Source organism: Mycobacterium colombiense (assembly GCF_003284975.1).
Taxonomy (GTDB): domain Bacteria; phylum Actinomycetota; class Actinomycetes; order Mycobacteriales; family Mycobacteriaceae; genus Mycobacterium; species Mycobacterium europaeum_A.
On record NZ_QMEU01000112.1, the window covers coordinates 1 to 14,482 of the forward strand.

At 68.9% G+C, this 14,482-nt stretch carries 13 protein-coding genes and 2 pseudogenes; 12 read left to right on the forward strand and 3 right to left on the reverse strand.

Going from position 1 to position 14,482, the window contains the following annotated elements; genetic code table 11:
* Positions 1–5 precede the first annotated feature (5 nt).
* Genes DQP58_RS27290 through DQP58_RS22620 form a run of 3 tightly spaced genes read left to right on the forward strand, consistent with a single transcriptional unit; the run spans position 6 to position 1,902 of the window.
* Complete coding sequence (locus DQP58_RS27290; RefSeq protein ID WP_430916542.1) at positions 6–116, forward strand: hypothetical protein; 111 nt, start codon at positions 6–8, stop codon at positions 114–116.
* A gap of 56 nt (positions 117–172) precedes the next feature.
* Positions 173–1,165 (forward strand): permease, encoded by a 993-nt coding sequence (locus DQP58_RS22615; RefSeq protein WP_112710409.1) that lies wholly within the window; start codon positions 173–175, stop codon positions 1,163–1,165.
* Positions 1,165–1,902 carry a TIGR03943 family putative permease subunit gene (locus DQP58_RS22620; RefSeq protein WP_112710410.1) on the forward strand — a complete coding sequence of 246 codons (738 nt, stop codon included), beginning with the start codon at positions 1,165–1,167 and terminating at the stop codon, positions 1,900–1,902. Before DQP58_RS22615 ends, DQP58_RS22620 begins: the two co-directional genes overlap by 1 nt.
* A 74-nt stretch (positions 1,903–1,976) precedes the next feature.
* Here the strand turns inward: DQP58_RS22620 and rpsN are convergent, their stop codons facing one another.
* The 3 genes from rpsN to rpmB are packed head-to-tail and all read right to left on the reverse strand — an operon-like array spanning position 1,977 to position 2,685.
* On the reverse strand, positions 1,977–2,282 hold the full coding sequence (gene rpsN, locus DQP58_RS22625) for a 30S ribosomal protein S14 (protein ID WP_112710411.1): 306 nt from the start codon (positions 2,280–2,282) through the stop codon (positions 1,977–1,979).
* A 2-nt stretch (positions 2,283–2,284) separates the two neighbouring features.
* Positions 2,285–2,449 carry a 50S ribosomal protein L33 gene (rpmG, locus tag DQP58_RS22630; protein WP_112710412.1) on the reverse strand — a complete coding sequence of 55 codons (165 nt, stop codon included), beginning with the start codon at positions 2,447–2,449 and terminating at the stop codon, positions 2,285–2,287.
* Positions 2,449–2,685 carry a 50S ribosomal protein L28 gene (gene rpmB / locus DQP58_RS22635; RefSeq protein ID WP_112710417.1) on the reverse strand — a complete coding sequence of 79 codons (237 nt, stop codon included), beginning with the start codon at positions 2,683–2,685 and terminating at the stop codon, positions 2,449–2,451. The genes rpmG and rpmB overlap by 1 nt, the downstream gene beginning before the upstream one ends.
* Before the next feature lie 103 nt (positions 2,686–2,788).
* Here rpmB and mrf point away from each other — a divergent pair, with 103 nt between their 5' ends.
* The 9 genes and pseudogenes from mrf to DQP58_RS22675 all read left to right on the forward strand — a co-directional run.
* Positions 2,789–3,988 (forward strand): ribosome hibernation factor-recruiting GTPase MRF, encoded by a 1,200-nt coding sequence (gene mrf / locus DQP58_RS22640; RefSeq protein ID WP_112710413.1) that lies wholly within the window; start codon positions 2,789–2,791, stop codon positions 3,986–3,988.
* Positions 3,985–4,237, forward strand: a pseudogene (locus DQP58_RS22645) (type B 50S ribosomal protein L31). The gene mrf and the pseudogene DQP58_RS22645 overlap by 4 nt, the downstream one beginning before the upstream one ends.
* A gap of 81 nt (positions 4,238–4,318) precedes the next feature.
* Entirely contained in the window at positions 4,319–5,224 is a 906-nt protein-coding gene (locus tag DQP58_RS22650; protein WP_112710414.1) for a class I SAM-dependent methyltransferase, read from the forward strand.
* Between the two features lie 85 nt (positions 5,225–5,309).
* Positions 5,310–5,399, forward strand: a pseudogene (locus tag DQP58_RS27685) (hypothetical protein); the annotation flags it as partial.
* 422 nt (positions 5,400–5,821) lie between these two features.
* Positions 5,822–7,675 (forward strand): type VII secretion system ESX-3 AAA family ATPase EccA3, encoded by a 1,854-nt coding sequence (gene eccA3, locus DQP58_RS22655; RefSeq protein ID WP_205869514.1) that lies wholly within the window; start codon positions 5,822–5,824, stop codon positions 7,673–7,675.
* A complete protein-coding gene (gene eccB, locus DQP58_RS22660) occupies positions 7,672–9,300 on the forward strand; it encodes a type VII secretion protein EccB (protein ID WP_112710415.1) in 1,629 nt (542 codons plus the stop codon). The genes eccA3 and eccB overlap by 4 nt, the downstream gene beginning before the upstream one ends.
* A complete protein-coding gene (eccCa, locus tag DQP58_RS22665) occupies positions 9,297–13,274 on the forward strand; it encodes a type VII secretion protein EccCa (protein WP_112710416.1) in 3,978 nt (1,325 codons plus the stop codon). Before eccB ends, eccCa begins: the two co-directional genes overlap by 4 nt.
* A 2-nt stretch (positions 13,275–13,276) precedes the next feature.
* Positions 13,277–13,585 carry a PE family protein gene (locus tag DQP58_RS22670; protein WP_064953654.1) on the forward strand — a complete coding sequence of 103 codons (309 nt, stop codon included), beginning with the start codon at positions 13,277–13,279 and terminating at the stop codon, positions 13,583–13,585.
* A gap of 2 nt (positions 13,586–13,587) precedes the next feature.
* Positions 13,588–14,482: PPE family protein (locus DQP58_RS22675; protein WP_205869515.1), on the forward strand; the 895-nt coding region annotated here is incomplete at its 3' end.

Sequence of the window (14,482 nt, forward strand, 5' to 3'; positions counted from 1 at the left end):
CCGGTTTGACCACGCTGGCCGTCGACGAGTTCGGCGGTGGCCCAACGGCGCCGATGACGCCCGGCACCTGGAGTCCCGACGGCGCGGCGGCGCCCGGCCAAGGCCGCGACGCCTAGCACCGGGACGATCCGGAGGCCGTCGCGACCCCGGCGCGCGCTGCGATAATGACGCGGTGCAGACGCTGAAGTCCGGGCGCAGGTTGCGGCCGGGGTCGATGGAAGTGCTGGTGGCCCTGCTGTTGGGCTGCGCGCTGGCCGCGACGCCCCTGCGCAACGCGGTCTTCAACAGCGCGGCGCTCTCGACGGTGGGCACGGTGTTCTGCGGGGTTTTCGTGCAGGCGATTCCGTTTCTTGTGCTTGGGGTGGTGGTCAGCGGGCTGATCGCGACGTTCGTGTCGCCGCAGCGGTTGGCGCGTTGGTTGCCGCGCCGGCCGGCGCTCGCCGTCGTGGCGGCCGGTGTCGGCGGGGTCGCGCTGCCGGGCTGCGAATGTGGGTCAGTTCCGTTGGCGCGCCGGTTGTTCGGCGAAGGCGGGGTGACCGGGGCCGCGGCGTTGACGTTCATGCTGGCCGCGCCGGCGATCAACCCGGTGGTGCTGGTGGCCACGGCCGTGGCGTTTCCGGGTGCACCCGGGATGGTCTTCGCCCGCATGGGGGCGTCGCTGCTGACCGCGGTCGTGATGGGCTGGGCGTGGTCGCGGTGGGGCAGGCCGGAATGGATCACCCGTCGGCTGCCCGCCGCGGCGACGCAGGGTGAGTCGCGCTGGGTGGTCTTCACCGAGGCGGCCCGTCACGACTTCCTGCAGGCCGCATCGTATTTGGTGCTCGGCGCGGCGGCGGCGGCGTTGCTTCATGTGGCGGTGCCGCAGTGGGTGTTCGCGCATCTGGCGACCGACCTCACCCTCGGGGTCGCGCTGATGGCCACCCTGGCGGTGGTGCTCGCGTTGTGTTCGGAGGCGGACGCGTTCGTGGCGGCCAGCATGACGATGGTGCCGCTGTTGCCCCGGCTGGTGTTCCTCGTCGTCGGCCCGGCCGTCGACGTCAAGCTGTTCGCCATGCAGGCCGGCATGTTCGGCCGGGCGTTCGCCGCACGCTTTGCGCCGTGCACGTTCGTGGTGGCCACGGTGAGTGCCTGTGTGATCGGGCTTTTCGTGTTGGGAGCCCGGTGATGAGTCGCGAAGCCGAGAACACGGTGTTGCTGTTGGTGGGCATCAGCATCGCCATGATCACCGCGTCGGGCGTGTTCACCCGGTACGTCAAGCCGGGCCTATTGCCGTGGCTCGCCGCATCGGCGGTGGTGCTCATCGGTTTGGCGCTGGTGGCGATCATCGGCGACATCCGCCGGGGCGGCCCCCGGACCGGTGCCGCGGCCGGTGAGCACGGCCTCGAGCATTCCCACCGGACTCCCGTCGCCTGGCTGTTGGTGGTCGCGGTGCTGGTGCTGATGTTCGTGGCGCCGCCGGCGCTGCGGCCCTCGGCGGCCGCCCCGTCGGTGACGTCGGTGTCCAATGACGTTCTGAGCAAATCATTTTCACCGCTGCCGTCGGGCCATGCGCCGGAAGTCTCGCTGCCCGAGGTGCTGATGCGAGAAGCGCACGACACGACCGGGTCGTTGACGAACCGAACGATCACCGTCACCGGCTTCGTGCTCAACGAGGCGCAGGGCGTCGACCTTGGCCGCATCGTCATCATTTGTTGTGCGGCCGACGCCCAGCTGGCCCGCATCCATCTGCGCGGCCCGGCCGCGGGGGGTGCGTCGGGCCTACCGGACAACACCTGGCTCCGGGTGCAGGGTCAGGTCATACCCGCACCGCGGCAACCGAATTCGCCGGCCATCCCGACGCTGCAGGCTACCGCCGTCACCCGAGTCGACGCCCCGCCGAATCCGTATGCCTATCCGCGCTGACCGTCAATTGCCATGACCCCCCCTCCGGCGTTGATGGCCCCCGAGCCGGCGGGTGCGGGCGGCTTTCCGGGTCATCACCAGCTCGCCTTCCGCACGCCGGGTAGCTGCCCGGCGTGCGCCAATTCGCGGACCCGCACCCGCGATAACCCGAACTTGCGCAGGTGGCCGCGGGGACGGCCGTCGACGGCGTCGCGGTTGCGGACCCGCACGGCGCTGGCGTCGCGGGGCTGGCGGGCCAACGCGTCTCGTGCCGCCGCTTGCTGCTCGGCGGTGCTCGCCGGTGCGCGGATGATCTCCTTGAGTTCGGCCCGGCGCTCCGCGTAACGCGCCACGATCGCGCGACGGCGCTCGTTCTTGACGATCTTGGATTTCTTGGCCATGTTCAGCGCTCCTCGCGGAAGTCGACGTGGCGGCGGATGGCGGGGTCGTACTTGCGCAGCACCAGCCGGTCGGGGTCGTTGCGACGGTTCTTGCGGGTGATGTAGGTGTATCCGGTGCCCGCGGTGGAGCGCAGCTTGACCAGCTGACGAATCTCGTTGCGGGCCATCAGATTCGCTGCCCCTCGCGGCGCAACCGGGCCACGACCGCCTCGATGCCGTCGCGGTCGATCACCTTGATGCCCTTGGCGCTGACGCGCAGCCGGATCCGGCGGTCTTCGGAGGGCAGGTAGTACGTCTTGCGCTGGATGTTGGGGGAGAAGCGCCGCGGCGTCCGGCGATGGGAATGCGACACCGCCCTACCAAAACTCGGTAGGCGGCCGGTCACCTGGCAGTGGGCGGACACGTGCACCTCCATTGCGCTTATTGAAAATCGTTTTCGACAAGGCCTGGCCCGAACGGTACCGTAAGTGGGGCCTAGATGAAAATCATTATCAATAAGGAGGACGATGCAGACGCCCGTCATCCTGGTCGCCGGCCAGAGGAACACCGACCCCGTCGTGGGTGCGCTGCTGCGCACCCCGGGAACGCTGGTGGTCGAGCACTCCTTCGACGGTCATGTGGTGCGCCGAACGACAGCGTCGCTGTCCGACGGCGTCTTGACGTCCAACGAGAGCGGCCTGGAACTCGCGCATGGCTGTATCTCGTGCACCATCCGAAACGACCTGTTGGTGTTGCTGCGTCAGTTGCACCGGCGCCACGACGTCGACCGGATCGTCGTGCACCTGGGGCCATGGCTGGAGCCAGAACCAATCTGTTTGGCCATCAAGCACGTTCGGGTGCGCGTGGCACCGGGATACGTCGACGGGCCGGCGGCCCTGGACGTGTCGATCGCCGCGGTGGTGACCTGCGTCGATTCGTCGGCGTGGCTGAACCAATCGCTGGGTGAGGACGAACTGGACGACGGGCGCACCGAGGCCCAGGTGGTGATCGGGCAGGCCGAATTCGCCGATGTGGTGGTGCTCAACCGTCCCAATCCATTCGTCGCCGCCGCGCTGCGCCGGTTGTCCCCGCGCGCTCGCCTGCAGGTGGGTGCCGACGGTCTCGAGGATGCGCTGAACAACCTGTATCGCGACGCGCGCCGCGGCCGCAGCGACGACCCGCACGGGCCGCTGCTGGCCGGTCAGCCCCCGCTGGAGTCACGCGGTCCAATCAGCCTGGTGGAGTTCGGTTCCCGGCGGCCCTTCCATCCGCAACGCCTGCACGCCTGCCTGGATCTGCTGCTCGACGGGGTGATCAGAACCCGCGGGCGGCTCTGGCTGGCCAGCCAGCCCGACCGGGCGATGTGGTTGGAATCGGCCGGCGCCGGGCTGCGGGTCAGCTCGGCTGGCAAGTGGCTGGCCGTCATGGGTGGCCCCGAGCTCGACGGAATCGACGCGGAGCGACGAACTTTCGCCGAATTGGCCTGGGATGACCGGCACGGCGATCGGCACACGGCGATGACCATCCTGGTGTGCGGCGCGAAACCGGCCGACATCCTCGACGGCCTGCATGGCGCGCTGCTGACCGACGAGGAGATGAGCCGTCCGCGTGACTGGGTCGGCTACGACGACCCGTTCGGTGACTGGCATGAGGAGCCGTGCGGGGAGCGGGCGGAAGCGGCCGACAACGCGGCCCGGCACATCGGGCAGGATACCGACCCGTCATGAAGCCCGGCGTGCATCCCGACTACCACCCCGTCGTCTTCCAAGACGCAACCACCGGTGCGATGTTCCTGACCCGATCGACGCTTCACAGTTCGCGCACCGTCGAGTGGCAAACACCGCACGGGACCCGCACCTATCCATGATCGTCGTCGAGGTCACCTCGGATTCACATCCCTTCGGACCGGCGCCCGCCGCATCGTCGACAGCGCCGGACCGGTGGAGAAGTTCCACCGGCGCTACGGCCGGCGCTGACGGTCGGTTGCCGCGACGAGGCCATTCGTGTTGCGCGCCACCGGAACACGCGTGTCGGTGGCGCGGCGTAGTGTGGGTCGGGTGCGAAGCGAAGGCGATACCTGGGACATCACCACGAGCGTGGGCTCCACCGCGTTGTTCGTGGCAACAGCGCGGGCATTGGAGGCGCAAAAACCGGACCCGCTGGCCGTCGATCCATACGCGGAGGTCTTCTGCCGCGCCGTGGGCGGTTCGTGGGCGGACGTGCTCGACGGCAAGGACCCCGACCACCAGCTGAAGACCGCCGACTTCGGCGAGAACTTCGTCAACTTCCAGGGCGCCCGCACCAGGTACTTCGACGAATACTTCCGCCGCGCGGCGGACGCGGGAGTGCGACAGGTGGTCGTCCTGGCCGCAGGCCTGGACTCGCGCGCCTACCGCTTGGACTGGCCGGCCGCGACGACCATCTTCGAGCTCGACCAGCCGCAGGTGCTCGACTTCAAGCGCGAGGTGCTCACCGATGCCGGCGCCCAACCGCGTGCCGAGCGCCGTGAGATCGCCATCGATCTGCGTGAGGACTGGCCGCAAGCATTGCGCGACAGCGGCTTTGATCCCACCAAGCCGTCCGCGTGGATCGCCGAGGGCCTGCTGATCTATCTCCCGGCGGCCGCCCAGGAGCAGCTGTTCACCGGCATCGACGGCCTGGCCGGTCACGGCAGTCACGTCGCCGTCGAGGACGGCGCCCCGCTGGAGCCCGAGGACTTCGAGGCCGCCGTGGCCGAAGAACGGGCGGCCACCGAGCAGGGCGACGGCCGGGTGTTCTTCCAGCTCGTCTACAACGAGCAGCACGCACCCGCCACCGATTGGTTCGGCCGGCACGGCTGGACCGCGGTCGGCACTCCGCTGGCCGACTACCTGCGCGAGGTCGGGCGTCCGGTGCCTGGCCCGGACACCGAGGCCGGCCCGATGATCGCCCGCAACACCCTGGTGCGCGCCGTCCGAGAGTGACGCGTCGCAACGAAAACCGGCCGTGATCACGATCGCGGCCGGTTTTTCATGAGTTCTCCGTGAATCGGCGCGTGCGCAGACCGCCGACACGGCCGGGCTGACCAGGCAGACCGGTGACGCCTTCGGCTACGGGCCCTCGGCGCCGATGTGGCCGGGCAGCTGGCAAAGCGATTAGCGCGGAACTTTTGCGCCCCGCCAGCCGACTACTGGCTGCGTGATCGTCGTGCCGGCAGTCCGGTCGTGGCGACCGTCGAGCTCACCCCATCGTCAAGGAGTCGCTGCCATGACCGCGCCGGTGCGGACCGTTGCGTCCCCGATCCGCCCGGTCGGGGCCGACGGTTCCGGGACGGCCGACCCGGGTTGATAATGAAAATGATTTTCATTAGGGTAGGGCCTTGCTGTGAGACCGCCCGACGTGCGGCTGTGAGTATGCCGAAAAAGCGGAGAATCGCTCCCTTAAGCATCCTCAACAGCGGTAAAAGAAGGGCAGTGCAGTGGTGAGCCGGACAGGCCCAAACGCCTCGACAGTTAGCTTATGCAATGCTAACTTCAGGCGGGTTAAGTTAGGGGAGACTACATACATGAAAAGTCGCGGCCGTGGAACTCGGTGACACCGGCATGCTCACAGCTCAGCCCGTCAATTCGCGGGTGGACGCGCGGGTGGACGAGGACGTCGTCAGCCGGTTCGCCACGTGCTGCCGCGCGCTCGGCATCGTCGTCTACCAACGGCAGCGGCCGGCGGATCTGGCCGCCGCCCGCTCCGGTTTCAGCGCGCTGACCCGCATCGCCCACGACCAGTGCGACGCGTGGACCGGCCTGGCCGCGGCCGGCGATGTCTCCCTGCGCGTGCTCGAGGCGGTATCGCGCACCGTGGCGACCGCGGGCACGCTGCAACGCCAGGTGGACCTGGCGCCCGGTTCGCTGGGCTTCCGCTACGACACCGGGCTGTATCTGCAGTTCCGCGCCGCGACCCCCGACGAGTTCCAGCTCGCCTACGCGGCCGCGCTGGCAACGGCCGGACGATTTGCTGACGCCGCCCGGATCGTCGCCGGCCTGACCGCGCTTCGCCCGAAGTGGCGCGAGGCCCGCTGGGTGTCCGTCGTCATCAACTACCGCGCCGAGCGCTGGTCGGACGTCGTCAAGCTGCTGACCCCGATCGTCAACGACGCGGATCTCGACGAGGCGTTCTCGCACGCCGCCAAGATCGCGCTGGGCACCGCCCTGGCCCGGCTGGGCATGTTCGCGCCATCGCTGTCGTATCTGGAGGAGCCCGACGGTCCCGTTGCGGTGGCCGCCGTCGACGGCGCGCTGGCCAAGGCGCTGGTGCTGCGTGCGCACGTGGACGAGGACTCGGCGAGCGAGGTGCTGCAGGATCTGTACGCCGCGCATCCCGAGAACGAGCAAGTCGAACAGGCGCTGACCGACACGAGCTTCGGCATCGTGACCACCACGGCGGCCCGCATCGAAGCCCGTACCGATCCGTGGGATCCCGAAACCGAGCCCAGCGCAGAGGATTTCGTCGACCCCGCCGCGCACGAACGCAAAGCCGTGCTGCTGCACGAGGCGGAACGTCAGCTGGCCGAATTCATCGGGCTCGACGAGGTCAAGAACCAGGTGTCGCGGCTGAAGAGCTCGGTCGCCATGGAACTGGTCCGCAAGCAGCGCGGCCTGGCGGTCGCGCAGCGTGCCCACCACCTGGTCTTCGCCGGCCCGCCCGGAACCGGTAAGACCACCATCGCCCGCGTGGTCGCCAAGATCTATTGCGGCCTAGGGCTTTTGAAGCGGGAAAACATCCGAGAGGTACACCGCGCCGACCTGATCGGCCAGCACATCGGCGAGACCGAGGCCAAGACCAACGCGATCATCGACAGCGCACTCGATGGCGTGCTGTTCCTCGACGAGGCCTACGCGTTGGTCGCCACGGGCGCCAAGAACGACTTCGGGCTGGTGGCCATCGACACCCTGCTTGCGCGGATGGAGAACGACCGCGACCGCCTGGTGGTCATCATCGCCGGCTACCGGGCCGACCTGGACAAGTTCCTGGATACCAACGAGGGCTTGCGTTCCCGGTTCACGCGCAACATCGACTTCCCCTCGTACGCGCCGTCGGAGCTGGTCGAGATCGCGAACACGATGGCCGAGCAGCGCGACAGCATCTTCGAGCCGGCCGCGCTCGAACACATGGAGGCGTTGTTCACGAAGTTGGCCACCGAGTCGACCCCGGATGCCAACGGCATCTCGCGACGCAACTTGGACATCGCCGGTAACGGCCGATTCGTCCGAAACATCGTCGAACGCTCCGAAGAAGAACGAGAGTTCCGGCTCGACCATTCGGAACACGCCGGAACCGGCGAATTCAGTGACGAGGAGCTGATGACGATCACCGACGACGACGTCGCACGGTCGGTAGAGCCGCTGCTGCGCGGCCTTGGCCTGTCGGTGCCGGCATGAGCAACGAGTCCGACGACCGCCGTTCGTTCGCCTCGCGCACGCCGGTCAACGACAACCCCGACCAGGTCGAGTACCGCCGCGGCTTCGTCACCCGCCACCAGGTCAGCGGCTGGCGGTTCGTGATGCGCCGGATCGCCTCCGGTATCGCGTTGCACGACACCAGAATGCTCGTCGACCCGCTGCGCACCCAGTCGCGCGCGGTGGCGATGGGCGTGGTCCTGCTGGTCACCGGCCTGGCGGGTTGCTTCGTGTTCTCCCTGATCCGGCCCAGCGGCACGGTGGGCACCAACGCCGTGCTGGCCGACCGGTCGACCGCCGCGCTTTATGTCCGTGTCGGCGACGACCTGCATCCCGTGCTCAACCTGACCTCCGCCCGGCTGATCACCGGCCACCCGGTCGATCCCACCATGGTGAAAAGCACTGAGCTGGACCGTTTTCCGCGCGGCAACCTGATCGGCATCCCGGGCGCACCGGAACGCATGGTGCAAAACCCCTCGCGCGACGCGAACTGGACGGTGTGCGACGCCATCAGCGAGCCGGCCCAGGGCGGGCACGCCGCCCACAGCACCGGCGTCACGGTGATCGCGGGCCGCCCGGACAGCAGCGGTGCCCGCGCGGCCACGCTCGCGTCGCGGCAGGCGATCCTGGTCGAGCGGGATGGCAGCACCTGGCTGTTGTGGGATGGCAAACGATCGCAGATCAACCTGACCGACCACGCGATCACGAACGCACTTGGCCTGGGGCAGAACAACTCCGAGATACCCGCGCCCCGGCCCATCGCGCTGGGCTTGTTCAACGCGATCCCCGAGGGTCCGTCGCTCACGGCGCCGGGCATCCCGAACGCCGGTGCCCCGGCACCGTTCGGCGCGCCCGCACCGATCGGCGCGGTGGTGGTCTCCTACGCCCTGGATCAAAGCTCCTCGGGTGCACCTCGCTATTACGCGGTATTGCCCGACGGCCTGCAACAGATCTCGCCGGTGCTCGCCGCGATCCTGCGCAACACCAATTCCTATGGGCTGGACCAACCGCCGCGGCTAGGTGCCGACGCGGTGGCCAAGTTGCCCGTGTCGCGGATGCTGGATACCGCGCGCTATCCGGATCAACCGGTCAGCGTTCTCGACGCGGGCAAGTCCCCCGTCACGTGCGCCTACTGGAGCAAGCCGGCCGGGGCCGCGACCAGCTCGTTGAACCTGCTGTCCGGCTCGGCGCTGCCGATCGCCGAATCGATCCACACCGTCGACCTGGTGGGCGGCGGTGCCGCGACGAGCGGTGCGGTGGCCACCCGCGTGGCCCTGGCGCCCGGCACCGGTTACTTCACCCAGACTGTCGGCGGCGGCCCCGACTCGCCGGGCACCGGATCGTTGTTCTGGGTGTCCGACACCGGCGTCCGCTACGGGATCGACAACGAGGCCGAGCACTCGGCCGCCGGTCACGGCAAAACCGTTGAGGCCCTTGGCCTTAGCGGGGCGCCCGTCCCCATTCCGTGGTCGGTGCTGTCGCTGTTCGCCAATGGTCCAACGTTATCGCGCGCCGACGCGCTGCTGGCACATGACGGGCTGACGCCCGACCAGAAGCCCGGCCGTGTGGCTGCTGTTGCCAGGGAAGCCGAGGGAGCCCCCCGATGAGCCGACTGATCTACGAAGCGCGCCGCCGGTTGGCGCCGCCGGTCACCCGCAAGGGGACCATCGCCATCGAGGCCCCGCCCGAGCTGCCCCGGGTCATTCCGCCGTCGTTCCTGCGGCGGGCTATGCCCTATGTGCTGGTGATCCTGATCGTCGGCATGATCGTCGCCCTGTTCGCCACCGGGATGCGGCTGATCTCTCCGCAGACGCTCTTCTTCCCGTTCGTGCTGTTGCTCGCCGCGACCGCGATGTATCGCGGCAACGACAACAAGATGCGCACCGAGGAGGTCGACGCCGAACGCGCCGACTACCTGCGCTACCTGTCGGTGGTCCGCGACAACATCCGCACCCAGGCCGCCGCGCAGCGCGCCGCCGCGCAGTGGTCCCATCCGGAGCCCGCCGCGCTGGCGACCGTGCCGGGATCCCGCCGGCAGTGGGAGCGTGACCCACACGATCCCGACTTCCTGGTGCTGCGGGCCGGGCGTCACCACGTGCCGCTGGCCACCGCCCTGCGGGTCAACGACACCGCCGACGAAATCGATCTGGAGCCGGTGTCGCACAGCGCATTACGCAGCCTGCTCGACACCCATCGCACGGTGCGCGACGTGCCGACCGGAATCGACCTGACCAAGGTCTCCCGGATCACGGTGCTGGGCGCCGAAGACGAGGCGCGCGCGACGCTGCGGGCCTGGATCGCGCAGGCGGTCACCTGGCATGACCCGACCGTGCTCGGGGTCGCGCTGGTGACCCCCGACCTGGAGGGCCCGGACTGGTCGTGGCTGAAGTGGTTGCCGCACATCGACGTTCCCGGTGAGGTCGACGGGGTCGGGCCGGCCCGCTTCATGGCGACCAACGCCGACGACCTGGTCGCGAGCCTGGGCCCGGCGCTCGTTGACCGCCCGGCGTTCACCGGCGAGCCCGCCGACGCGCTGCGTCACCTGCTGATCGTCGTCGACGACCCCGACTATGACCTGAACGCGTCGACGCTGGCGCTGGGCCGGGCGGGCGTCACCGTCGTGCACCGCAGCTCCACGGCGCCCAACCGGGAGCAGTATTCGGACCCCGAAAAGCCGATCCTGCGCGTCGCGAACGGCGCGATAGAGCGCTGGCAGACCGGCGGCTGGCAGCCCTACATCGACAACGCCGACCAGTTCGGCGCCGACGAGGCCGCGCACCTGGCCCGCCAGTTGTCGCGGTGGGACTCCAATCCGACCCACACCGGGCTGCGCTCGGCGGCCACCCGCGGTGCCACGTTCACCACCATGCTGGGCATCTCGGACGCGTCCCAATTGGACGTGCCCACGCTGTGGGCGCCGCGCCGTCGCGAGGACGAGCTGCGCGTTCCGATCGGTGTCACCGCGACCGGTGAGCCGCTGATGTTCGACCTCAAGGACGAAGCCGAGGGCGGCATGGGTCCGCACGGGCTGATGATCGGTATGACGGGTTCGGGTAAATCCCAGACGCTGATGTCGATCCTGTTGTCGCTGTTGACGACTCACTCGGCGGACCGGCTGATCGTCATTTACGCCGACTTCAAGGGTGAGGCCGGGGCCGACAGCTTCCGCAACTTCCCGCAAGTGGTCGCCGTCATCTCCAACATGGCGGAGAAGAAATCGCTGGCCGACCGGTTCGCCGACACGCTGCGCGGCGAGGTGGCCCGGCGCGAGACGCTGCTGCGTGAGGCGGGCCGCCAGGTGCAGGGCAGCGCGTTCAACTCGGTGGTGGAATACGAGGCCGCCGTGGCGGCCGGGCACGACCTGCCGCCGATCCCGACGCTGTTCGTGGTCGCCGACGAGTTCACCCTGATGCTGGCCGACCATCCCGAATACGCCGAGTTGTTCGATTACGTTGCGCGTAAGGGCCGCTCGTTCCGCATCCACATCCTGTTCGCCTCGCAGACGCTGGACGTCGGCAAGATCAAGGACATCGACAAGAACACCTCCTACCGCATCGGTTTGAAGGTGGCCAGCCCCAGCGTTTCCCGCCAGATCATCGGTGTGGAGGATGCCTACCACATCGAATCCGGTAAGGAGCACAAGGGCGTGGGCTTCCTGGTGCCCGCACCGGGTGCGACGCCGATCAAGTTCCGCAGCACCTATGTCGATGGCATCTACGATCCGCCGCAGAAGGCCAAATCGTTTGTGGTGCCGTCTATCCCGGAGCCGAAGCTGTTCACGGCCGGACGCGTCGAACCGGATCAGGACACCGTGATCACCGCCCCCGAGGAAGACGAATTCGCCGGGCCGCCGCGCAAGCTGATCGCCACCATCGGCGACCAGCTGGCGGGTTACGGTCCGCGGGCGCCGCAACTGTGGCTGCCGCCGCTGGACGAGCCGATCCCGCTGACCGCCATGCTGGCGCGCGCCGGCGTGCCGCCCCGGCAATGGCAGTGGCCGCTCGGTGAGATCGACAAGCCGTTCGAGATGCGCCGCGACCCGCTGGTGTTCGACGCCGCCTCGTCGGCCGGGAACGTCGTCATCCACGGCGGCCCCAAGTCGGGCAAATCGACTGCGCTGCAGACGTTTATCCTGTCCGCGGCCAACCTGCACTCGCCGCGCGAGGTCACCTTCTACTGCCTGGACTACGGCGGCGGCAAGCTGCGGGCACTCGAAGGCCTGGCGCATGTCGGCAGCGTGGCCTCGGCGCTCGAGCCCGAACGCATCCGGCGGACCTTCGGAGAACTCGAACAGCTGCTGCTGTCGCGGCAACGGCGAGAGGCGTTCCGGGACGCCCGCGGCGCGGCACACGACGACGGCTTCGGCGAGGTGTTTCTGGTCATCGACAACCTCTATGCGTTCGGCCGCGACAACACCGACCAGTTCAACACCCGAAACCCGTTGCTGGCCAAGGTCAGCGAGCTGGTCAACATCGGTCTGGCGTACGGCATCCACGTCGTCATCACGACCCCCAGCTGGCTGGAGGTGCCGCTGGCGATGCGCGACGGGCTCGGGTTGCGCCTCGAGCTCAAGCTGCACGATCCGCGGGACAGCAACGTGCGGGTGGTCGGCGCGCTGCGCCGGCCCGCCGAAGCGGTGCCGCACGACCAGCCCGGCCGCGGATTGACCATGGCCGCAGAGCATTTCCTGTTCGCCAGCCCCGCGCTGGACGCGGAAACAAACCCAGTGGCAGCCATCAACGACCGCTACCCGGGCCTGGCCGCGCCGCCGGTGCGGCTGCTGCCCACCAACCTCGCCCCGGAGTCGGTCGGGTCGCTGTATCGCGGGCCGGAGCAGGTCGTCATCGGCCAGCGCGAGGAGGATCTCGCGCCGGTGGTGATCAACTTCGCCGAGAACCCGTTGTTGATGGTGTTCGGGGACAGCAAGTCCGGGAAGACCACGCTGCTGCGTCACCTCATTCGCACGGTCCGCGAGCACTCGACTCCCGATCAGGTGGCCTTCACGGTGCTGGATCGGCGACTGCACCTCGTCGACGAACCGTTGTTCGCCGACAACGAGTACACGGCCAACGTCGACCGCATCACCCCGGCGATGCTGGGCCTGGCCAACCTCATCGAATCCCGGCGTCCGCCGGCCGGCCTGTCGCCCGCCGAGCTGGCTCGCTGGAGCTTCGCGGGCCAGACCCACTACCTGATCATCGACGACGTGGACCAGATACCGGATTCACCGGCAATGAGCGGGCCGTACGTCGGGCAGCGTCCGTGGACACCGCTGATCGGGTTGCTGTCGCAGGCGGCCGATTTGGGGGTGCGGGTGATCGTCACCGCACGCGCGACCGGCTCGGGGCACGCGTTGATGACGAACCCGCTGCTGCGCCGCTTCAACGACCTGCAGGCGACCACGTTGATGCTGGCGGGCAACCCGCAGGACAGCGGCAAGATCCGCGGTCAACGATTCGGCCGGTTGCCCGCGGGGCGGGCGATCCTGCTGGGCGACAGCGATGCCCCGACGTACGTGCAGTTGGTCAACCCGTTGATCGGGGAGTCCGTAATGGCAAGTGAAGCGCAACGGGAGGAGTAGAGATGACCTTGCGAGTGGTTCCCGAAGGTCTGGCCGCCACCAGTGCGGCGGTGGAGGCCCTGACGGCCCGGTTGGCGGCCGCGCATGCGGCGGCGGCCCCGGCGATCACGGCGGTGGTGCCGCCGGCGGTCGATCCGGTATCGCTGCAAACCGCCGTCGGATTCAGCGCCCAGGGCCAGGAGCACTCCGCCGTGGCGGCCCAGGGCGTCGAAGAGTTGGGCCGCGCCGGTGTCGGCGTCGGCGAAGCGGGCGCAAGCTACCTCGCCGGAGACACCGCGGCCGCTGCGACGTTCGGAATCGCGGGCGCCTGACCATGACCGCCCCCATCGCGCCCATCTGGATGGCGTCGCCACCCGAGGTGCATTCGGCGTTACTGAGCGCCGGTCCAGGGCCGGGGCCGCTGTTGGCGGCCGCCGGCGCGTGGACCGCGCTCAGCGCCCAATACGCCTCGGCGGCAGCCGAACTCAGTGGGCTGTTGGGGGAGGCTCAGGCCGGTGCCTGGGAGGGGCCGAGCGCCGAGCAGTACGTGACGGCCCACCTGCCGTACCTGGCGTGGCTGCAGCAGGCCAGCGCCGACAGTGCGGGCGCCGCCGCGCAGCAAGAGGTCGCGGCGGCGGCGTACACCGCCGCGTTGGCGGCCATGCCCACGCTGGCGGAACTGGCCACCAACCACACTGTGCACGCGGTGCTGGTCGGGACGAATTTCTTCGGCATCAACACGATTCCGATCGCGGTCAACGAGGCCGACTATGCGCGGATGTGGGTCCAGGCCGCCACCACCATGGGCACCTACCAGGCGGTGTCGGGCTCGGCCCTGGCCGCCGCGCCGCGCACCACGGCGGCGCCGTCCATCGTCAATCCCGGTGGGCAGGCCAACAGCCTGGCGGCCAACGCATCGCAGAACAGCCCCGGGGACTGGTGGCAGAACTTCATCCAGCAGTTGTCGAAGTTCCTGCAGGACTTCTTCCAGAACATTCAGCAGATGCTGCAGGACTTCTTCTCGAATCTGCCGGCGTTCCTGGCGGCCAACGGGCCGCTGCTGTTCTTCGTTGCCTACCAGGTGTTCTTCAACGCCGTCGGCTGGCCGACCTGGGGCGCGATCCTGACCGCGCCGTTCCTGATTCCACTGCTGCTGGGCATCGGGCTCAGTTCCCTGCTCACCACGCCCGTCGAGGCCGCCGCCCCGGAGGCCGCCCCCGCCGCGGTGG